The sequence below is a fragment of the Kitasatospora sp. UYEF31 genome, assembly GCF_057291755.1.
The window spans coordinates 130483-150170 of record NZ_JBXAWK010000001.1 but is presented as its reverse complement, the minus strand read 5'-3'; the positions used below and the strand labels follow the sequence as shown (position 1 = coordinate 150170).

The window sequence follows — 19688 nt, the reverse complement described above, 5'->3', positions numbered from 1 at the left end:
CACGGTTGGCGAACTCAGCTGACAAGCCCGGTCGACAAGCTCCATTGGCGAGTTCCGTTGGCGAGTTCCGTTGGCGAGTTTCAGTCGACAGGCTCGGTTGGCAGACTCGGTTCACAAAAACGCGACTCGGATCGGGAGGCAGGACCACAGTGGACGTCCTCGGCGGACTCATCGCCACGGCGATCGTCGTCGGCCTGGCCTTTGTCGCGGCCCACACCTTCCGGGGCAAGTGGCGACATGACAAACAACTGTTCGACGGCTCACCCCGGGTGGTGATCCCCAATCAGGGCGGCGCGACCCGCGCCGAACTCCTGGCCGGGCTGGCCGCGGACCACGGCTACACCAGGACGTACGAATGGGTGGCCGACGAAGACCAGGCCACCGACCTGGTCTTCGTCCTGCGTGAATGCCGGAGCGACGTGTAGGGCACTGGGGTACTGCGGCGCCGGTGACACTGGGGCGTTCGGTCGTTCGGTCGTTCGGTCTCGTACGGGTCGAACGTACGACGGTGTTTTCGATCCGGTGCGTGTGCGAGTGCGAGTGCGAGTGCTGAAGCGACGCGCGGGTCGACCGTACGACGGTCGTATCAGGCGACAGTCGGGCCAGACGGACTGTCAGGTTGCTGAGCCCGCTGCGGCGCCGGTCTTCAGGTCTGGCCCCCAACGGTCGAGGTCCGCCGGCAGGTCGAGCGGAAGCAACCCGCCCCGCGTGTCCTTCGGCCAGTCCTCGCGCGGCACACGCCACATCACCTCGAACTCGATGCCGTCCGGGTCCTTGGCGTACAGCGACTTCGACACCACATGGTCGGTCGCGCCGACGAGGGAGCCGCGCTTCTCGAGTTTCTCGGCGGTCTCGGCGAGCTCGCCGAGCGTGCCGACTTCCCATGCCAGGTGGTAGAGGCCGACGCCGCCCCGCTGCGGACCGGGCGCGTCCGTGCCGAGGGCGAAGAGTCCGAGGTCGTGGTCGTTGAGCGTACCCTCCGCGCTAAGGAAGGCGGCGCGCCCCGGCATTTCAACGTCGACCTTGAAGCCGAACACGTCGGTGTAGAACTCGACGGACCGGGCCACGTCGCGGATGTAGAGGACTGCGTGGTTGAGACGGCGCACGGACATGGCGCTCCTAAGGGGTTGTCGTGGTGCAGGGCTTGGTTGTTGTTGGGGTGCAGGGCTTAGTGGCTGTTGGAGTTCAAACCCTGGCAGGACCACCGCTGCGGGCCTTGCCGAGCATTCCGTCGGCGCTGTAGCGACCGGCGCCGACGGCGGCCAGCGTCAGCGCGGCCAGGCCGAGGACCAGGACGTACTCGTAGCCGCCCTTGTCCGCGAACAGTCCCTTGTCAGCGTGGACGAAGATCAACGCTCCGGCCATGTCGAGGAAGACCAGGAGGCCGACGACCGGTACGGCCAGGCCGGAGATCAACGCAACTCCGCCACCCAGCTCGACGACGACGGCGAACCAGGCGGAGAGGGTCGGCAGCGGCACGTCCATCGCCTTGAAGCTGTCGGCCGTGCCGCTGAGTCCCAAGGTGTTGAACTTCTGCCAGCCGTGCGCGATAAGCACGATGCCGAGTCCGACGCGGGCGGCAAGTAGGACGAGGTCGGTGACGGCGGCGGGGAGACGGAGGTTCATGGGGCCTTCCAGACAGGGCCGCGGCGCGGGTTCACGGCGCGGTGGAGTTTGATCGTTGTGGGGGTTGATCGTCGTGGAACTCGATCGTGGCGGGGTTCGATCGTGGCGGGGTTCGGTCGCGGCAAGGTTCGGTCGCGGCAAGGGAAGTTTTGATTGAGCCATCAACTATGCTCACCATAACCACTACTTGAGCTCTCAACCAAACAACTTGAGAGCTCAACGGAGAAGTAGGCTGATCGCATGACGGAACCCCGCTGGCTCGACGACGAAGAACAGCAGACCTGGCGGGCCTTCAGAGCCGCCACACACCTGCTCTTTGACCGGCTCGACCGCGAACTGCAGCACGACGCCGGGATCCCGCACGCCTACTTCCGGATCCTGGTGCCGCTCTCCGAGGCCCCCGACCGGGCGATGCGGATGAGCGACCTCGCGGACATGACCCTGTCCTCCCGCAGCCGCCTGTCCCACGCGGTCGCGAGCATGGAGAAGAGCGGCTGGGTCGAACGCGCTTCCTGCTCGACCGACAAGCGCGGCCAGAACGCGCGACTGACCGACGCGGGTTTGAAAGTGCTACACGAGGCGGCAGGAGGACACGTCGAAGGCGTACGGAAGCACTTGTTCGACCTGCTGAGCCCGGAGCAGTTGGTGGCGCTGCGGGGGATCAGCGAGACGGTGGCGGAGCATCTGGCCGGCGAGGAGCGCGGGGAATAGCTGCGGGGTGCGGAGCAGGGCTGCGGGGTGCGGGTGCGGGGTGCGGAGCAGCGCTGCCCTACGGGCGTCCGACGCCAATGAGCGGATCGGGGAGGTGCTGAGGAAGTGGGATTGGCCGGAGCCGCCCCACGCCGGTCCCACAACCGCTGGTCAGCACCCGGTTCACGGTGCGACAAAGTTGGATGAAAGCAGCTTTTCGAGCGGTGCCTACAGGGAGTGCCAGGTCCGAAAAACACAGAGCCCCCGATCAGCGTTTCCGCTGGTCAGGGGCTCTGTGTTGCAGTGTGGCGGGTATAGGGTTCGAACCTATGTAGGCATACACCGGCAGATTTACAGGCCGCACGAAAGATCAAAGCTTCAGGCTTCTGAACTGTGCAAAGAGCAAGTAGCGGAGCGGCTTCGCCGCGCTGCCCCACAGGTGCCCCACAACCTCGCGCATCGGCTTGGGTCGACTCACGCCGAACGCGGCACTCGTGTCATGTTCAAAGACCGCTGAACCATCGACTGATTAGTTGATGATTCAGCGGTCTTTTTCACGGCAGCTGTAGTTCGTGATGTTCGTGGTCACGTGGCCGCCTGTGGTGGGGTGTCGGCGTAGTCGTGCCAGCGGAGATGGCATGTTCGCGCCCGGTACTGGTGGCGACGGCGCCAGGCGGGCCAGTGGGACCCCGATGGGCGCCCAGCAGTGGAAGTAGGAGACGGTCCCGGTGTAGCGGTGGCGCCACGCAAGGCGAACCGAGAGCCCGCTGGAGCCCTGGCCCGCGGGTATGTCGTCGGCGACCACATCGAGCATGGCCCAGTCGTAGTCCCGCGCGCCCTTGGTCCCGGTACGGTCCGCATCCACGCCCAGGCCCCACGCGGGATCAGCTTGACGGCATCGGTGCAGGTCAAACGCCCGGCCGGGGTGGTGACCTTCAGGTTGGAGCGTACCGCGACCGCGTAGCGCAGGCCCAGGGTGCGGCAGGCGCGCCGCAGTGAGCGGGCCCCGTAGACCTCGTCGCCGGCGAAGAACGAGGCCCGCACTCCGGACGCGACGGCCTTGACCAGCATAGCCTCGGCCATCGCGGTCTTGGTGGAGAATTCCAACTCATCGGGAACACCGGCCAGTTCGCGTCGTTCCTCGTCCGCGGCCCAGTCCGTGCCCAGGTACAGGACGCGGTCGATGACGGTGTGGCCGCGGGCGCTGGCGAAGGTCAGGTGTACGGCGACCTGGCACAGGCCCACCCCGCCCAGCGGGCCGGAGTGCTGGTGGGCGGCTCCCACGGCGTCGGTCGAGGACTTCGCGTCCCCGGTCTCGTCCGCGATCAGCACCCCGTCGCCGTCGTCGAGTTGCGCGACGGCCCAAGCGGCGGCGGTGTCCAGGACTGCCTGCTCGTCCCAGCGGGCGCGGGAGAGCAGGTGCTGCAGGCGGTGCGGGCCGCTGTGCCCGAGCGCCTCGGCCAGCGTCCAGCAGTTGGCGCCCTCCAGTTCCATGAGCGGTCCCTCGATCATCTCCCGGAAGGTCCCACGGGACTCCCGGCGGGGAAAAGCGCAGGCCAGGCGGTTTGACAGGTCCTCGAAGAGCTCACTGTGGCGTTCATGCGCTACCGCTGCGGCGGCGGCCGCCGCGTACTGATGTTGTGTCACAACTCGTCATGATCGCGGTGGCCGTCATCGCGTTCAGCACCGACCCCCGACCCTCCCACCAGCGGGAACGCCGGCTGGATCACGAACTACAGCTGCCGTGAAGGTCCTGGGCTGTTGGTCACCAGCCCAGGCCGTCGCCGAGACAGTCTCGGCACAAAACTCGGGCGGTGCGACGACCACTTGAACCCCAGGAGCTATTTCCATCCTGAAGTTGCTGGTCGCAGAGGTGGCATGTTGTCTCAGGCAGCGTCTCGTCGACGACGACGGATCAGCGTGACCACAACGGCGCCGGCCCCGACCGCCGAGAACCCGTCGATGAGCAGGGTGTCGTTCGAGTTTTGCTGCGCGGAGCCGGTCTGGCTCCCGCCGAGACCTGCCCGCACCCCACCCACCGGGTGGCGCTTCCTCGGGGTCACCGGTGAGGCGGTTGTGGTCGGGGTGGGGGGCGGAGTCCGCTTCGGGTTCAGCTTGATGATCATGGACGAAACTTTGGAGGAGAAAGGACACACCGGGTACGACTGACTGACAATGTCGATGTTGTCCGCGCACATCACTGCCGAGTTGGTATCCACCAGAAGGTCCACCGAACGGTCGCCGGTGTCAGGCTTCTTGACAGTGAGGGAAAAGGTGATCTTCACTCCGGCGGCCGGAACGGTCCCATTCCAAGACAGAAACGTTTTCGACGAGTTATTTTCGTTGGCCACGAGCTCAATCTGTCCGTTGCTCGCCTTAGCGTCGTTGTTGTAGGTGGCATCGTCCAGCGCCGACTTTGTCAGCCTTGGGTTCGGGGGATTGGCCCAGCCCGCAGGCATCCCGTCCAGATAAATACTGGCCTCCCCCCTGGCGTCGGCCGGGTCTGTCGATTTGCCCTGAATCATGGTTAGCGTGTAATTGATCTTTTCCCCCTCCTTCGGGGAGGTAGGATCCGAGACCAGATCCCATGAGAAGTTCTGGCCGCCCGGCGCCCGCTGTCCAGACGGCAGGCCCTGAGAGCGCTGGGCAGTTTCGAGGGCGCTTCCAGACTTCCGATCCGCTGCGGCAGGTCGGTGAACGGCGTGCATTCCTCCCGAACCGGAACTGGGTACGGCGGCATGCACCGCGCCCGTCCCCAACAACACCGGTGGTACCGCATGCGCGACTCCCGTCAGGCCCAGCGCTACGGCCGCACCCAGGCAGGCCACCGCTAGAGCATTACGACCGCCTCTTCGGTGAAGCACGGTTGTGCGGTACATAACTTCCTCCATTGGTGTGAAACCTCTGCCTGATCAGCTAATGCGCTAGCAGATGGCAAGAATCACAGATGGAGGCCAGCCCTTTCGTGAAGAACATCCGCACATCGGATAAATCACCTGGATGGCCGATGTCTATCGATTGGGTGGGCGTTGTCAGGTTGGGTGGAGATCCTCTCCGGTGACGTGACCGTTTGACTGATCGGATCGTCGGTGAAGTTCCCACGAGATCAGGGCTTCGGCGTAGTCGAGTGATGTCCGGTTCGTGATCATGTGAGCCCAAGGAGGACGAGCGGGCGTTCTGTGTCGCGGGCGTTGTGTCGAAGAGCTGCGGCGATGCTGCCCGCTCCGGACAGGCGTAGGGCTCCGATGGCGAGGTCGCGCCACGTCGCCATGGCCCGGGGCGCGTTGCCGGTGCGCAGTTGTGAGGCGTCCTCGGCGAACGTCATGTCCCTTACTCAGGTTGAACTCGTGATGGCCGGATGGGGTGACAGGTCTTGATCCTCGCGGTATGCCGGAATCATGAAGTATCCGCAGGGGTCGGGTTGACGCCCCGACAGCAGAAGGCGCGCGAAGCGGCGGCTGGTGTCTCCCCTGGGGAAGCGTCCGTACGACCTGCGGTACGCCGCCCTAGTCGTTGTGGCTGAACTCCGGGGTGGACGCAACCGAGGTCGCCGAGCGAGCAGGGAACAGCGTGGCCGTACTGCTCGCGGTGTACGCCAATGAGCGGATCGGGGAGGCGCTCAAGAAGTGGGACTGATCGAAGCTGCCCCACACCTGCCCCACAACCGCTGGTCAGTACCCGATTCAGGATGAGGCCGACCGGGATGAAGGCCGCTTTTCGACGGGCGCTCTCGAAGGTTCCCGAACCGGAAAACACAGAGCCCCTGACCGCGTTTCCGCTGGTCAGGGGCTCTGTGTTGCAGTGTGGCGGGTATAGGGTTCGAACCTATGTAGGCATACACCGGCAGATTTACAGTCTGCTCCCTTTGGCCGCTCGGGCAACCCGCCATGCTGTCTCCGCTCGCGGCGACGTGAACAACAATAGCGGATGCCCAGGGGTGCTCCGCCACCCGGTATCGCCGACACGGTCGGAGCCGTCGCGTGGCAGGAATGACGGGCTCGGCACCGTGCGGCCCACGCGACTAACCTGGTGTCCAGCACGCGCGCCCGGCCGGTCCGGCGCGCGCGACCGACCGGAAATCCCAACCCGCAGAAAGCGACCCCCCGTGGCTGACTCTTCGTTCGACATCGTCTCCAAGGTCGACCAGCAGGAGGTCGACAACGCCCTCAACCAGACCGAGCGCGAGATTTCGCAGCGGTTCGACTTCAAGAACGTCGGCGCCCACATCGGCCGCTCCGGCGAGAAGATCGAGATGCGCGCGAACGGCGAGGACCGGGTCAACGCGATCCTCGACGTGTTCCAGAGCAAGCTGGTCGCGCGCGGCATCTCACTGAAGGCGCTGGACGCCGACAAGCCGTTCCTTTCCGGCAAGGAGTACAAGATCTTCGCGACCATCGTCGAGGGGATCTCGCAGGAGAACGCCAAGAAGGTCGCAAAGATCATCCGCGACGAAGGCCCCAAGGGCGTCAAGGCCCAGGTCCAGGGCGAAGAACTGCGTGTCACCTCGAAGAAGCGCGACGACCTGCAGGCCGTACAGGCGCTGCTCAAGGGCAAGGATCTGGACTTCGCGCTCCAGTACGTGAACTACCGCTGACGCTCGCCCGAAGATCGCGATGACCGAAATCGTGATCATCCGTCAAAGATGATCACGATTTCGGTCATCGCGATCTTCGGTGTGCCTCATGCGCCTTGCGCGGCCCACCCGCCCCGCGTGTCCCTGCACCCGCACAGCCGCACATCCACACACCCCCCAGCGCAGAGACGGTCAGCGCGAACCCTCCGGCGCCCCCTGCTGGCTGCGCTCAGGCACCGCCACCACCACCCCCGTCAGCACTGCGGTCATCCCCAGCGGCACCGAGGCGTCCGGGCGGGTCCCGGTGAATCCGTCGTACAGCACCCGCAGTGCGCCTTCGTACGCGAACGGGTCCATGCGCTGCCCGGTGGCGATGAGCGTGTCCGCGGTCTCGAGCATCCGCAGGATGTGCCCGCGGTAGTGCGCGATGCGGCCGGTGGGCGAGACGGGCCAGCGGGCGATGATCGTGCGGTACGTGTCGTCGAAGCGGCTGAGTGAGGCCGGCCGGGTGTACGCGCGGCCCAGGAGCGTCTCCTCGCCCTGCACCCGGTGGTGGATCACCCCTGGCTCCGGGATGCGGCCGAAGGCCCAGCCGTGGTCGTGCACCAGGCGCAGCCACAGTGACCAGTCGACCAGGACCTGCAGTTCGGGGTCGAAGCGGAACCACGACGCCGGGCCGAACACCGCCGGGTTGCGGCAGACCACCGATGAGGTGGGGATGTAGTTCGCGACCGCGAGCATGTCCGGGTCGTACGCGAAGTCGTAGCGGTGCGGCCCGGGGTCCGGGCGTTCCCCGCGGGCGGTCCGGTACCGGGCGAGCAGGCAGTCGGCATAGACGGCGTCACAGCCGGAGCGCTCCAGCATGGTGATCGCCCGGTTCAGGTGGCCGGGGAGGTAGACGTCGTCGTCATCGAGGAAGGCCACGTAACGTCCAGTGGCCAGGTCGAGGCCGGAGTTACGGGCCGCCGCCTGACCGCGGGCGCGGGCTGAGGACATGACCCGGACTGTGACGCCGGGGATGCCGAGCGGCAGAGCGGCGGCAATGTCTCCGCCGCCGTCGTTGACCACGACGATCTCGATCCCCGCCGGTCCGTTGCCGCCCACCTCCTGCCGGACGATGCTGTGCAGTGCGTCCGCGAGCAACCTTGGCCGGTCGCGGGTGGGAACGATGACGCTGACCGTGACCGGCACAGTGGCCCTCCGCTCGGTCGGGATAACCCGGAAACCCGGTGAGATGATCCAGATATCTGATCTTCAGTGTTCGGGTTCTGAGGGTTATCGGCGAGACGGTGCCAAAAGTGCAGGGCGTACGAGCAGATTCACCCGGTAGCCCCACCTGAACCATTCGAAGGGCCTACCGGAACGCCCGTTGGAGTGGCACGCAGCCTCCGGCCGAGCGGGGCTGGTCCGCCGGCCACTGGCCGGAATACGCACGGGACTGGTCCGCGGCGATCCGGAGCCGGCCCGCAGACGCCCGGCCGGCGCGCACCACGTCGGGGTACGTCAGCGCACCTCAGCGGCCGTTACCCGGCATCACTGGCCGCCACTGACCATCACCGGACGTCACTGGACATCACTAGACGCCACTGACCATCACCGGACGTCAACGCAGGTCAACGTGCGTAGAGGACGTACGGGTTATCGCTGTCGACGATGTCCTTGCCCAGCGGGAACAGCGACACCGGGATCATCTTGAAGTTGGCCAGGCCCAACGGGATGCCGATGATCGTGACGCACAACAGCAGGCCCGTGACCAGGTGGCCGATAGCCAGCCACCAGCCGAAGAAGATGACCCACACGATGTTGCCGAGCAGCGATCCCGCGCCGGCCGAGGGCTTGTCGACGATCGTTCTGCCGAAGGGCCACAAGGCGTATGCGGCGATCCGGAACGCGGCGATGCCCATCGGAATGGTCACCACGAGGAAGAACAGCAGGAAGCAGACAATGCCGGCGATGGCGTAGCCGATGGCCAGCCACAGGCCGCAGAGGAAGAACCAGATCAGGTTGAGGAGCAGGCGCACAGGAGTTCCCCCAGAGTGGAATCAATGATCAATTGCGGTTGCCGTACCCACCCGCTGGACCCGCGTATCCGCCCATCTCTTCGAGTCGGCGGATCCGGTCGGCCATCGGCGGATGGGTGGAGAACAACTTAGCGGCCCCACCGGCCCGGAACGGGTTGGCGATCATCAAGTGGCTGGCGGCCTCCAGCTGCGGCTGCGGCGGCAGCGGCTTGGCCTGGGTGCCGGCGTCGAGTTTGCGCAGGGCGGAGGCCAGGGCCAGCGGGTCGCCGGTGAGCTGGGCGCCGGAGGCGTCCGCTTGGTACTCCCTGGACCGGCTGACGGCCAGTTGGATGATCGACGCCGCGACCGGGCCGAGGATCATCATCAGCATCATCGCGAACAGGCCGGGGCCTTCGTCGTCGTTGCTGCGGCCGATCGGGATGAGCCAGGCGAAGTTCACCAGGAACATCACGACGCTGGCCAGCGCGCCCGCCACCGACGAGATGAGGATGTCGCGGTTGTACACGTGTGCGAGTTCGTGCCCGAGCACGCCGCGCAGCTCACGCTGGTCGAGCAGCCGCAGGATGCCGGTGGTGCAGCACACCGCCGCGTTGCGCGGGTTTCGCCCGGTGGCGAAGGCGTTCGGTGCCTCGGTGGGTGACACGTACAGCCGTGGCATGGGTTGCCGGGCGGAGGTGGAGAGCTCCCGGACGATCGCGTACAGCTGGGGGAACTCGGCTTCGCTGACCGGCCGGGCCTGCATCGAGCGGAGGGCGAGCTTGTCGCTGTTGAAGTACGCGTAGCCGTTGGTCGCCAAGGCGACCACGAAGCCGATGATCAACCCGTTGCGCCCCCCGAAGGCACTGCCGATGACCATGATGAGCGCGGACATGGAGCCGAGGAGTACGGCGGTCTTCAACCCGTTGTGGTGGCGGTGCACGGGGGTCCTCTCGGGGCGAGGCGTGGAGCTGTGGGCACGGCGGGGGCCTGTATTGCCGTACACCTGTCGAACGCCCTACTGAAGGGACGGGTTCCCCTCGTGCTGGCGTACGAACAACGCCTACCTGCGGTTCCCGTCAGAGCAGGCCCGTACACCTGTTCTTGATCATCGGACGAGCCCCGGCACGGAGAGCATCTGGAGCACCAGTTGTGGAGCCACCGAGAGGAGCACTCCGAGGGCGACCAGTGCGCTCAGTGCGGCCGCGACGGGCACGGAAGTGCCGGTGCCGGGCAGTGCCGCGCTGGGCGCCCGCGGCACGGGCGGCTGGAACAGCACCGCTGTCCACACCAGGTAGTAGTACAGCGCGATGACGACGTTGACCGCCATCACGACCGCGAGCCATCCGGTGCCCGCGCCGACGACCGCCTGGAAGACGGTGACCTTCGCGAACAGGCCCATGAGGCCCGGCGGCAGTCCGGCCAGGCACAGCAGGAAGAACGCCAGCGCGACGGCGACCCCGGGGCGGGCCTTCGCGAGCGCCCGGTAGTCCGCTACGTCGCGACCGCCGACGAGCACCACGACCGCGAACGCGCCGAGGTTCATCACCGCGTAGACGGCGAGGTACGCGACAGCGGCCGGGAGGGTCTCGCCCAGGTCGCCGCGCGCTCCGAACGGCACCAGGACGTAGCCCGACTGGGCGATGGACGACCAGGCGAGGAGCCGTACGACATCGGTCTGGCGCAGCGCGACCAGGTTGCCGACGGTCATCGTCACAGCGGCCAGCACACCCAGCGCCGGGCCCCACAGGTGTTCGTAGGGCCACAGCCCGATACCGGCGACCAGGAGCAGTGCGGCGAACCCCGCAGTCTTCGAAACGACGGACAGGAACGCGGCGACCGGCACCGGAGCGCCGCGGTAGGTGTCCGGCACCCAGAAGTGGAACGGGACGGCGGCGACCTTGAAGGCGAAGCCGGCCAGGGTGAGGATCGCCCCGGCGGAGGCGATGGTGTCGAACTCCGGATCGATGTCCGCCAGCGCCCCGCCCAACTGGTCGAGGTAGACCGCGCCGCCGCTCGCGCCGTACAGCAGGCTGACGCCGAAGAGCAGTACGGCCGTGGCGGCCACTGACATCAGGAAGAACTTCAGGGCGGCTTCGGCTGAGCGGCCGTCCCGCCGGATTCCGATGAGCGCGTACGCCGGGAGGGTGGTCGTCTCCAGCGCGACGACGAGGGTGAGCAGATCGCGCGCCGCGACGAGGGTTACCGCGCCGGTGACGGAGGCCAGGAGCAGGAAGTTGTACTCCCCCGTCGGTGCCTTGCGGTCCGACCCCGCACGTCCCGGAACTGAGCCGGCTGGAACCGGGCCGTCCGGAACCGGGCCGACGGAAACCGTGCGGTCCGACATCGAAAGCAACACGACGATCATCGACGCACCGAGCAGGACACCCTGCAGGATCAGCGTGAGGTCGCCGACTTCGTACGAGCAGAACAGCCGGTCGGGTGAACAGAAGGTCCGGCGGTCGGCACCGCGCAGCGGGATCAGGAGCAGGAGCGCGGTGCCGAGCCCGCCGAGGGCGACCCAGGGCAGGATCCGTTTGCGTTCCGGGCGCTTGTTCTCCAGCGCCAGGTCGGTGAGCAGGACGGCAAGCGCGGCGACAGCGACCACAAGCGGCGGTGCGACGGCCGTCCAGTCGATGTCCTGGACCATCGAAAGCGGGCCGTGAGTTGAGGCGAGATTCATGACGTCGCCCCCAGGAGTGCGCGGACGGCCGGATCGGTGACGGCGAGGACGGCGGCGGGCCACAGTCCGAGGATCAGGGTGAGGGCCACCAGCGGACTCCAGGCGAGGACTTCACCCCGCCCGACATCGGGAAGTTCAGCTGTCTGGACGGGCGGGCCCATGCACACCCGCCGGACGATCATCAGCATGTACCCGGCGGTCAGCACCGTGCCGAGCCCGGCGAAGGCCAGGAAAGTGCGGTACGCGGTGTGCGACAGCCCCGGCCCAGGTTCGTACGCGCCGTACATCGCGAGCAGTTCACCCCAGAACCCGGCGAGCCCCGGCAGCCCGAGCCCGGCCACCGCGCCGAAGGCGACGAGGCCGCCCAGTCGCGGAGCCCGCGCGTACAGGCTGCCGCCGATCTTCTCCAGGGTGGCGGTGCCGTGCCGGTCCTTGACCGCGCCGACGAGGAAGAACAGCAGGCCGGTGACCAGCCCGTGACCGATGTTGGCGAACAGCGCGCCGTTGATGCCGGTCGGGGTGAGTGTCGCGATGCCGAGCAGGACAAAGCCCATGTGCCCGACGGAGGAGTAGGCGATGATCCGCTTCAGATCGGACTTTCCATCTCGGACCAATGCCAGGCAGACGAGCGCTCCGTACACGATCCCGACCGTCCCGAAGGCGGCCAGATAGGGCGCGAGCGTGTGCGCGCCCTCCGGTAGCGCCGGGACCGCGATCCGGACGAGGCCGTACGTGCCCATCTTCAGGAGGACGCCCGCGAGCAGGACCGACCCGGCCGTCGGCGCAGCCGTGTGGGCGTCGGGGAGCCAGGTGTGCAGCGGCCACATCGGCGCTTTGACCGCGAGGCCGATGCCGACCGCCAGGAACGCCGTGAGCTGCACACCGCGGGACATGCCGGCGCCGTGGCCCCGCGCCAGTTCGACCATGTCGAAGGTGCCGGTCTTCGCGCCGATCAGCAGGAAGCCGAGCAGCATCAGCGCGGAGCCGAGCAGGGTGTAGAGGATGAACTGGTACGCGGCGGGACCGCGGGCGCCCGGCGCCCCCCACCGCTGGATGAGGAAGTACATCGGGATCAGCACGACCTCGAAGGCCACAAAGAACAGGATGAGGTCGAGGGCGGCGAAGGTGCCCAGGACGCCGGCTTCGAGGGTGAGCATCAGCGCGAGGAATGATTTTGCGCTGCCGCCAGGCGGAATTCCCCCGGGGGTACGGCCCGCGACTGCGGCCGCTGTAGGCGCAGTGCCCCCCGGGTGAGCAGAGGACAGGCTGTGGACGGCGCACAGGAAGGTCAGCAGCGCCGTCAGCACGATCAGCGGCAGCGAGATGCCGTCGACCCCCAGGTGGAAGCGCATCCCCAGGGCCGGGGCCCACGCGTGGTCGGTGCTGAACTGCATGCCTGACGCATGCCGGTCGAAGCCGATGGCCAGGGCCACGGCGAGGGCGAGCGCTCCCCCGGCCGCGCCGGTGCCGAACAGTCGGGCCTGTCGGTCCGTCAGTGCGGGCGCGGCGAGCAGCGTGCCCGCGCCGACCAGCGGCAGGGCGATGAGGCAGAGCAGGACGACGTTCACGGCCGACTCCCGTCGATCATGCTCGGAATACGGTGGTTCCGGCGGGAGGGCGGCGTTTCGAGCATGGTCGACGCCCAGGTGCGCCGGATGCGGGTGGTCACAGCAGCACCGCCACAGTCAGGATGACGACTCCCGCGAAGAGACCGGTCAGATACAGGCGTACGTTTCCGTTCTGCGTGCGGCGCAGCAGGCCGCCCAGGCTCCAGGACGCCTGCGCGGAGCCCCGCACGTATGTCTCGATGACCTCGCGGTCGACGAACCGGCTCAGCCGGGCCGCCGCGTACACCGGTGCGACGACAGTCGCGGCGTACAGCCGGTCCATGTCGAAACCGCGCAGGGCCGGACCGTGCAGCGGCCCGAGGAGGCGGGCGCCCGGATCGGCAGCCGGCTGACGACGCCACAGGAGCCAGGTCGCCAGGGCGCCCGCGACGATCAGCCCGGAGGAGACCAGTGAGGTCAACAGCTTCGGCGTCAGGTCGTCACCGCTGTCGAGCCAGCCCGGGATGCGGGTGTACACCGCGCCGAGCAGCACCGTCGGGACGGCGAGGACGATGAGCGGCCAGCGCATCGCGGCCGGCCCTTCGCCGTGGGTTCCGTCGCCGTGGGTTCCGTAGTCGGCGGCGTCCGCGTGGGCCGGGACCTCTGAGCCTGCGGCGTCCGCGTGCCCGGGGACTTTCTGGCCCGCGATGTCCGGCGCCGGGCTGAAGAAGGCCCGGAGCCAGAGCCGTGTCGCGTACGCCGCCGTCACGGCGACGGTGAGCAGCCCGGCGATCAGCACCAGCCACCCGGCGAAGACCGTCGTGCCGTCGCCTTCCGCGGCGTGTTCGGCCGCGCCGAGCACGGCTTCCTTGCTGAAGAATCCGGCGAACGGCGGCAGTCCGGCGAGCGCCGCGAGGCCGAGTGTCATGGTCCAGAAGGTCACGGGCGCTTTGGCCCGGAGGCCGCCCATCGCGGCGAGCGCGCCGGTGCCCGCCGCGTGGATCGCAACGCCCGCCGCGAGGAACAGCAGCGCCTTGAAAGCACCGTGGGACAGCATGTGGAAGAGTGCCGCGCTGCGTCCGCCGACGGCCAGGCCACCGGTCATGTAGGCGAGCTGGCTGACGGTCGACCAGGCGAGGACCCGTTTGAGGTCTTCCTGGGCCAGTGCCGCGAGCGCCGCGCCGAGCATGGTGACCGAGGCGATCACCGCCAGGACCGTCACCGTCACGGCCGAGTGCGTGAACACCGGGTAGAGCCTGGCGGTGAAGTAGACACCCGCCGCGACCATCGTCGCCGCGTGGATCAAGGCGCTGACGGGTGTCGGGCCTGCCATCGCGTCCGGCAGCCAGACCTGCAGCGGCAGTTGCGCGGACTTGCCGACGACCCCGCACAGGAGCAGCAGCGAGGCGACGGTGACCGTGGTGGAGTCGGTCGCCGGCAGCGATCCGACGACCTCGCGGATGTCGAACGAACCGGCGGCCGTGCCGAGCACGAGGATGCCGATCAGGAAGGGCACGTCACCGAGCTTGGTGACGACAAAGGCCTTTATCGATGCGCTGCGGGCGGCTTCGGTCTCCCAGTGGTGGCCGATCAGGAAGTACGAGCAGATGCCCATGACCTCCCAGCCGACGAGCAACACCATGAGGTCGCCGGTGAAGACGACGAGCAGCATCGCGGCGCTGAACAGGGAGACGAGGGCCGCGTACGAGGAGTAGCGCGGGTCTTCCCTGAGGTAGGCGGTGGAGTACACCTGGACGAGCAGCGCGACGACGGTGACCAGGACGGCCGCGAGTGCGGCCTGGCCGTCGACGTAGAGGCTGAGGTTGATGTCGGTCGCGCCGGTCGGTGTCAGGCGCACGGACGACTCGACCGGGTGCCCGGTGCAGACCCGCCGGGCGAGCAGGACGCTGAGAACGAATGCGGCGAGCAGCGGGAGGATCGCGAAGACCCGGGCGAGCGCGGGGGTGCGGCGGCCGGACGCGAAACCGAGCAGCGCGCCGAGCGCCGGCAGGCCGACGGTCAGGGCGGCGGTGGTGGTCACCGGTCCACCTCGTTCAGCTCGGCCGGTCCTGTACGCTCCGTCGGCTCCGCGGACTCTGTCGGCTCGTCCGTTTCGTTGAGCTCGCGCAGGTCGTCCACGTCGGAGGTGCCCCGGTTGCGGAACACCATGAGCACGATGGCCAACCCGAGTCCGATCTCCGCCGCTGCGATGGTGATGATGAAGAGGGTGAGCGCCTGACCGGCGTGCAGGGTGTCCCGCAGCCACATGTCGAAGGCGACGAGGTTGATGTTGACAGCGTTGAGCATGAGCTCGACGGACATCAGGACGAGGATCGCGTTGCGCCGCGCGAGCACGCCGTACAGGCCGATGCTGAAGAGCAGGGCCGCCAGGACCGCGGGGTAGATCACATGCACGACGCACCCCATGTCGGGGGTCCTGGGGTCGGCCCCCAAAATGGCGCGGCTACGACGTGCATTCCGTCAGTCCTTTCCGGATCTCGTACGGGACAGAATGACCGCTCCGACCAGCGCGGCGAGCAGCAGGACCGACAGGACTTCAAACGGGAGTACCCAGGTACTGAAGATGCTCTCCCCGGTGACTCTGGCTACTCCGGCGGTGTCGTCGCCGAGGTGCATGTAGGTCGACCGGAAGGCGTCCACGACAACGGTCACCAACGTGGCCGCCGAACCGAGCGCGACGGCCAGTGCGGGCAGGCGCAGCGGCGGGTCCTCGCTGCGGCCGATCGGCGCTTTGGTCATCATCAGGCCGAAGAGCAGCAGGACGACGACGGCGCCCACGTAGATCAGCACCTGCACCCAGGCGATGAATTCGGCGGTCAGCAGCAGGAACTCCGCGGCCAGTCCGCCGAGCGTCACCACCAGCCACAGGGCGGCGTGCACGAGCTGGCGGGTGGTCACCACCAGGAGGGCCGAGCCCAGGACGACGACACCGACGAGGACAAAGGCGATCTCGACCCCGGTGGGGGAAAGGAAACCGGGGTCTGCGGAAGCGACGGTGTTCACGCCCCGGGCTCCCCCGGCTGCTCCTCCGGCTGCCCGGGTGCCTGCCCGACGGCCTCAGCCGACCCAGCCGACCCAGCCGCCGAAGCCGCCTCCGCGGCCTCCACGGCCTTGGCCGCCTCCGCCCGCTTCTTGTCGGCGGACTTCTTCGCCATCGTCAGTTCCTTCGGCTCCTCGGCGCGTTCGTCGAGCGCGGGGGGCGCGGGCACGGTGGCCATCCAGTCCCCCAGCCGGTCCTTCTCGTGCAGCATGTCCTTGATGTCGAACTCGGCGAACTCGAACTCGGGCGTCCAGAAGAGGGCGTCGAAGGGGCAGACGTCGACGCAGATCCCGCACCACATGCACAGTGAGAAGTCGATCGCGAAGCGGTCGAGGACGTTGCGCGAGCGGTCCCGGCCGCCGGGGGTCGTGGCGGGCACGACCTCCTTGTGCGAGTCGATGAAGATGCACCAGTCCGGGCACTCGCGGGCGCACAGCATGCAGGAGGTGCAGTTCTCCTCAAGGAGCGCGATGACACCGCGAGAGCGCGGCGGCAGCTCAGGCCGCACCTCCGGGTAGGCGTGTGTGACCGACGGCTTGACCATGGTCTTGAGCGTTGTCGCCAAGCCTTTGATCAGCCCGGCGCCGGGGACGGGCCTGGAGGGGACAGCGCTGGAGGAGACAGCGCCGGAGGGGACAGGACTGGAAACGGGATCGTTCATGAGATCGCCACCTTCACCACACCGGTGAGTACGAGTTGGGCCAGGGCAAGGGGGATCAGACCGGTCCAGGCCAGCTTCATCAGCTGGTCCTCGCGCAGTCGGGGGTAGCTGACCCGCAGCCAGATCACGACGAACGCCAGCGCCCCGGTCTTGAGCAGCATCCACAGCCAGCCGAGTGTGTCGGCGTACGGGCCGTGCCAGCCGCCGAGGAACATCACCGCGGTCAGTGCGCTCAGGACCAGGATCCCGGCGTACTCCGACAGCAGGAACAGCGCGAACCGCAGCCCGGTGTACTCGGTGTACGCGCCGAAGATGATCTCGGAGTCGGCCACCGGCATGTCGAACGGCGGGCGTTGCAGTTCGGCCAGCCCCGCGGTGAAGAACACGAGGCCGCCGACCGCCTGCCACGGCAGCCACCACCACTCCCACGCGCCGAGGATCGACACGAGCGAGAGCGATCCCGCCGCCATCGCGACGGAGGCCGCCGCGAGCAGCATGGGGAGTTCGTACGCCATCAGCTGGGCGGCCGTGCGCAGCGCGCCGAGCAGGGAGAACTTGTTCGCCGAGGCCCAGCCGCCCATCAGGGTGCCGAGCACGCCGACGCCCATGACCGCCAGGATGAAGAAGATCCCCGCGTCGACCGTCCGGCCCACCATGCCCTCGGGGCCGATGGGGATGGCGATCAGCACGACCATGTACGGGATCAGCGCGACTGCCGGTGCGAGCTTGAAGATTCGTTTGTCCGCCCCGGCGGGGACGATGTCCTCCTTCTGGGCGAACTTCACCCCGTCCGCGACGAGCTGGGCCCAGCCGTGGAAGGCTCCCGCGTACATCGGTCCGACCCGGGCCTGCATGTGGGCCATGACCTTGTGTTCTGTCTGCCCGATGACGAGCGGCAGCACGAGGAACGCCACAAGGACCAGGGCGAGCCGCAGCAACACGTCAAGCACGGTCATGCCCCGCCTCGCTCTCCGGTCACGTGATGTTCCTGCTTAACAAGTGTGCAGAGCGAAGCGTAGTGGGACTGAGGGGGCGTGGCCGAGTGCGGCGGCCGGTCAACCCGGAAGGATCAAGGCTGCGCGGTAGCCGGACCGGCAGGCGGACCAGCGGCGGGAGCGTCAGTCGGCGGATCAGCCTGCGGCTGCTGGCTCGCGCTCCCCTGCGCCACGCTGCGGGCCCGGCGGGGCCGTTCGGCGCGGGCGGGGCGATCGGCGGGCGTCCCCTCCCCGCCTGCTGAATCTGCCTCAGGTTCCTGCTTGTCAGGCCCCCACGTGCCCGGTTCCGGGACGCCGGGCGGCAGCATCCGCCGCCGGCCGGTCGCCGGTGTGTTCTCGGACGACTCCCCCGGCTCCTTCGCGCCGGGCCAGGCCTTCGCCACCCGGGCGGCGAGGATGAAGTCCTTGCGCAGCGGGTGTCCCTCGAAACCGTCGGGCAGCAGCAGCGGGTCGAGCCCCGGGTGCCCGTCGAAGCCGATGCCGAACATCTCGTGGGTCTCGCGCTCGTGCCAGGCGGCCCCGGCGTAGACATCGACGACCGAGGCCAGTCGCGGGTCGGCTTTGGGGATTCTGGTACGGAGCATCAGCCGGCGGACGTCCGGCAGTGCGGCGACGTGGACGACGACGGCGAAGCCGTGGTCGAGCTCGTCGACGCCGGTGAGCCAGTCGAAGAAGCCGCAGCCGAGTCCGTCGCGTACGGCGGTCAGTGCGGCGGCCCAGTGCACGGCGGCCACATCGACAGTGGTCAGGCCGTAGGAGTCGCCGGTGACCACGACCATGCCGCCGAGGGCGTTCCGTACGTCATCGGGGTTGAAGGTCTTCACGCGCCGGCTCCGGAGGGCGGGGCCACCAGTGGCCGGGACAGTGCTTTGTCGGGTACGGCGTAGCGGGTCGCGAGCGACTCTCCGGCGATCTTGTCCTGGAGTTTGAGGATGCCCTGGAGCAGCGCCTCGGGCCGGGGCGGACAGCCGGGCACGTACACATCGACGGGGATGATCTGGTCGACGCCCTTGGTCACCGAGTAGGAGTCCCAGTAGGGGCCGCCGCAGTTGGCGCACGAGCCGAACGAGATGACGTACTTCGGCTCGGGCATCTGTTCGTACAGGCGCTTGATGGCGGGGGCCATCTTGTCCGTCACCGTCCCGGACACGATCATCAGGTCGGCCTGCCGGGGGCCCGGCGCGAACGGGATGACGCCCAGTCGGATGAAGTCGTGCTTGGCCATCGAGGACGCGATGAACTCGATCGCGCAGCAGGCCAGGCCGAAGTTGAACACCCACAGGCTGTACTTGCGGCCCCAGTTGAGGACCACCCGCATGGGCGCGGGGGCCAGTCGCGAGAGCACACCGAGCCTGGGATTCCCGAAACCGGGCATCGGCAGGTCGACCGGCTGTGATTCCGTCAGCCCTCCGGCCACTGGAACTACGTCCATGTCAGGACACCCTTCCGCCACGCGTACAGGAGTCCGACCGCCAGGAAGCCGACGAACACGAACATCTCGACCAGCGTGGTCGCGCCGAAGCCGGGGGCGGCGAACACCGTCGCCCACGGGAACAGGAACATCACGTCCACCGCGAAGATCACATACAGGTAGGCGTAGACGTAGTACCGGATGTGCGTCTGTGCCCAGCCCTCGCCGACCGGGTCGACGCCGCACTCGTACGTCAGGAGCTTCTCGCGGGTGGGGACGTTCGGGCGCAGCAGCCGGCCGCCCAGGAACGCCGTGGCGACGAACGCGCACCCGACGAGAAGGACCAGGCCGACCAGTGCGTACGTACTGAAATAGCCGTTCCCGCTCATCCGGACTCCCGCCTTTTACGCATCAGGGACCAAAGTCTAGGGGCCGCCGGAGTTC

Annotated in this window: 21 protein-coding genes and 1 tRNA gene; 3 read left to right on the top strand and 19 right to left on the bottom strand. The window is 67.9% G+C overall.

All coding sequences use genetic code 11. From position 1 onward, the window contains the following. Nucleotides 1-149: 149 nt before the first annotated feature. On the top strand, nucleotides 150-425 hold the full coding sequence (locus tag AC0Z36_RS00705; protein ID WP_485460606.1) for a hypothetical protein: 276 nt from the start codon (nucleotides 150-152) through the stop codon (nucleotides 423-425). Nucleotides 426-614: 189 nt separating this feature from the next. On the opposite strand, the gene AC0Z36_RS00700 is transcribed toward AC0Z36_RS00705, so the two are convergent. Next, nucleotides 615-1112 (bottom strand): VOC family protein, encoded by a 498-nt coding sequence (locus AC0Z36_RS00700; protein ID WP_485460605.1) that lies wholly within the window; start codon nucleotides 1110-1112, stop codon nucleotides 615-617. Nucleotides 1113-1185: 73 nt separating this feature from the next. Further along, a complete protein-coding gene (locus AC0Z36_RS00695; RefSeq protein WP_485460604.1) occupies nucleotides 1186-1626 on the bottom strand; it encodes a DoxX family protein in 441 nt (146 codons plus the stop codon). A 240-nt stretch (nucleotides 1627-1866) separates the two neighbouring features. Between AC0Z36_RS00695 and AC0Z36_RS00690 the strand changes: the two genes are divergently transcribed. Then, the gene (locus AC0Z36_RS00690) at nucleotides 1867-2337 is read left to right on the top strand and encodes a MarR family winged helix-turn-helix transcriptional regulator (RefSeq protein ID WP_485460603.1); all 471 of its coding nucleotides are present in this window, start codon (nucleotides 1867-1869) and stop codon (nucleotides 2335-2337) included. A gap of 564 nt (nucleotides 2338-2901) precedes the next feature. Here AC0Z36_RS00690 and AC0Z36_RS00685 read toward each other — a convergent pair. From AC0Z36_RS00685 to AC0Z36_RS00670, 4 genes are all read right to left on the bottom strand, one after another. Next, complete coding sequence (locus AC0Z36_RS00685; RefSeq protein WP_485460602.1) at nucleotides 2902-3963, bottom strand: IS701 family transposase; 1062 nt, start codon at nucleotides 3961-3963, stop codon at nucleotides 2902-2904. Between the two features lie 239 nt (nucleotides 3964-4202). Beyond that, nucleotides 4203-5195: a hypothetical protein gene (locus tag AC0Z36_RS00680; protein ID WP_485460601.1), complete on the bottom strand. Its 993-nt coding sequence runs from the start codon at nucleotides 5193-5195 to the stop codon at nucleotides 4203-4205. 266 nt (nucleotides 5196-5461) lie between these two features. Beyond that, a complete protein-coding gene (locus AC0Z36_RS00675; RefSeq protein ID WP_485460674.1) occupies nucleotides 5462-5641 on the bottom strand; it encodes a hypothetical protein in 180 nt (59 codons plus the stop codon). A gap of 479 nt (nucleotides 5642-6120) precedes the next feature. Then, nucleotides 6121-6203, bottom strand: a tRNA-Tyr gene (locus AC0Z36_RS00670). Between the two features lie 218 nt (nucleotides 6204-6421). Here AC0Z36_RS00670 and AC0Z36_RS00665 point away from each other — a divergent pair. Next, complete coding sequence (locus tag AC0Z36_RS00665) at nucleotides 6422-6910, top strand: YajQ family cyclic di-GMP-binding protein (protein ID WP_485460600.1); 489 nt, start codon at nucleotides 6422-6424, stop codon at nucleotides 6908-6910. Between the two features lie 171 nt (nucleotides 6911-7081). Here the strand turns inward: AC0Z36_RS00665 and AC0Z36_RS00660 are convergent, their stop codons facing one another. The 13 genes from AC0Z36_RS00660 to AC0Z36_RS00600 all read right to left on the bottom strand — a co-directional run bounded on the left by AC0Z36_RS00660 (nucleotide 7082) and on the right by AC0Z36_RS00600 (nucleotide 19633). Continuing rightward, nucleotides 7082-8080: a glycosyltransferase family 2 protein gene (locus AC0Z36_RS00660; protein WP_485460599.1), complete on the bottom strand. Its 999-nt coding sequence runs from the start codon at nucleotides 8078-8080 to the stop codon at nucleotides 7082-7084. Nucleotides 8081-8502: 422 nt separating this feature from the next. Beyond that, complete coding sequence (locus AC0Z36_RS00655) at nucleotides 8503-8910, bottom strand: YccF domain-containing protein (RefSeq protein ID WP_485460598.1); 408 nt, start codon at nucleotides 8908-8910, stop codon at nucleotides 8503-8505. Between the two features lie 28 nt (nucleotides 8911-8938). Beyond that, entirely contained in the window at nucleotides 8939-9829 is an 891-nt protein-coding gene (gene htpX, locus AC0Z36_RS00650) for a zinc metalloprotease HtpX (RefSeq protein ID WP_485460597.1), read from the bottom strand. Nucleotides 9830-9994: 165 nt separating this feature from the next. After that, entirely contained in the window at nucleotides 9995-11569 is a 1575-nt protein-coding gene (locus tag AC0Z36_RS00645; protein WP_485460596.1) for an NADH-quinone oxidoreductase subunit N, read from the bottom strand. Next, on the bottom strand, nucleotides 11566-13137 hold the full coding sequence (locus tag AC0Z36_RS00640) for a complex I subunit 4 family protein (protein ID WP_485460595.1): 1572 nt from the start codon (nucleotides 13135-13137) through the stop codon (nucleotides 11566-11568). The genes AC0Z36_RS00645 and AC0Z36_RS00640 overlap by 4 nt, the downstream gene beginning before the upstream one ends. Before the next feature lie 97 nt (nucleotides 13138-13234). Beyond that, on the bottom strand, nucleotides 13235-15157 hold the full coding sequence (locus AC0Z36_RS00635) for an NADH-quinone oxidoreductase subunit 5 family protein (RefSeq protein ID WP_485460594.1): 1923 nt from the start codon (nucleotides 15155-15157) through the stop codon (nucleotides 13235-13237). Further along, nucleotides 15154-15531, bottom strand: coding sequence for an NADH-quinone oxidoreductase subunit NuoK (nuoK, locus tag AC0Z36_RS00630; RefSeq protein WP_485460670.1), 378 nt, complete (start codon nucleotides 15529-15531; stop codon nucleotides 15154-15156). The genes AC0Z36_RS00635 and nuoK overlap by 4 nt, the downstream gene beginning before the upstream one ends. A gap of 66 nt (nucleotides 15532-15597) precedes the next feature. Further along, the gene (locus tag AC0Z36_RS00625) at nucleotides 15598-16140 is read right to left on the bottom strand and encodes an NADH-quinone oxidoreductase subunit J family protein (RefSeq protein WP_485460593.1); all 543 of its coding nucleotides are present in this window, start codon (nucleotides 16138-16140) and stop codon (nucleotides 15598-15600) included. Next, the gene (locus tag AC0Z36_RS00620; RefSeq protein ID WP_485460669.1) at nucleotides 16137-16721 is read right to left on the bottom strand and encodes a NuoI/complex I 23 kDa subunit family protein; all 585 of its coding nucleotides are present in this window, start codon (nucleotides 16719-16721) and stop codon (nucleotides 16137-16139) included. The genes AC0Z36_RS00625 and AC0Z36_RS00620 overlap by 4 nt, the downstream gene beginning before the upstream one ends. Nucleotides 16722-16834: 113 nt before the next feature. Continuing rightward, a complete protein-coding gene (locus AC0Z36_RS00615) occupies nucleotides 16835-17794 on the bottom strand; it encodes a complex I subunit 1/NuoH family protein (RefSeq protein ID WP_485460592.1) in 960 nt (319 codons plus the stop codon). 113 nt (nucleotides 17795-17907) lie between these two features. After that, nucleotides 17908-18657: an NADH-quinone oxidoreductase subunit C gene (locus tag AC0Z36_RS00610; RefSeq protein ID WP_485460591.1), complete on the bottom strand. Its 750-nt coding sequence runs from the start codon at nucleotides 18655-18657 to the stop codon at nucleotides 17908-17910. Continuing rightward, entirely contained in the window at nucleotides 18654-19265 is a 612-nt protein-coding gene (locus AC0Z36_RS00605; protein WP_485460590.1) for an NADH-quinone oxidoreductase subunit B, read from the bottom strand. Before AC0Z36_RS00605 ends, AC0Z36_RS00610 begins: the two co-directional genes overlap by 4 nt. Then, nucleotides 19256-19633: an NADH-quinone oxidoreductase subunit A gene (locus AC0Z36_RS00600; protein WP_485460589.1), complete on the bottom strand. Its 378-nt coding sequence runs from the start codon at nucleotides 19631-19633 to the stop codon at nucleotides 19256-19258. The genes AC0Z36_RS00605 and AC0Z36_RS00600 overlap by 10 nt, the downstream gene beginning before the upstream one ends. Nucleotides 19634-19688 lie beyond the last annotated feature (55 nt).

Coding starts and splice junctions, on each gene's coding strand:
- AC0Z36_RS00600 (WP_485460589.1), bottom strand. CDS start 19,633: ATGAGCGGGAACGGCTATTTCAGTACGTACGCACTGGTCGGCCTGGTC.
- AC0Z36_RS00700 (WP_485460605.1), bottom strand. CDS start 1,112: ATGTCCGTGCGCCGTCTCAACCACGCAGTCCTCTACATCCGCGACGTG.
- AC0Z36_RS00675 (WP_485460674.1), bottom strand. CDS start 5,641: ATGACGTTCGCCGAGGACGCCTCACAACTGCGCACCGGCAACGCGCCC.
- AC0Z36_RS00645 (WP_485460596.1), bottom strand. CDS start 11,569: ATGAATCTCGCCTCAACTCACGGCCCGCTTTCGATGGTCCAGGACATC.
- AC0Z36_RS00605 (WP_485460590.1), bottom strand. CDS start 19,265: ATGGACGTAGTTCCAGTGGCCGGAGGGCTGACGGAATCACAGCCGGTC.
- AC0Z36_RS00680 (WP_485460601.1), bottom strand. CDS start 5,195: ATGTACCGCACAACCGTGCTTCACCGAAGAGGCGGTCGTAATGCTCTA.
- AC0Z36_RS00620 (WP_485460669.1), bottom strand. CDS start 16,721: ATGGTCAAGCCGTCGGTCACACACGCCTACCCGGAGGTGCGGCCTGAG.
- AC0Z36_RS00695 (WP_485460604.1), bottom strand. CDS start 1,626: ATGAACCTCCGTCTCCCCGCCGCCGTCACCGACCTCGTCCTACTTGCC.
- AC0Z36_RS00615 (WP_485460592.1), bottom strand. CDS start 17,794: ATGACCGTGCTTGACGTGTTGCTGCGGCTCGCCCTGGTCCTTGTGGCG.
- AC0Z36_RS00690 (WP_485460603.1), top strand. CDS start 1,867: ATGACGGAACCCCGCTGGCTCGACGACGAAGAACAGCAGACCTGGCGG.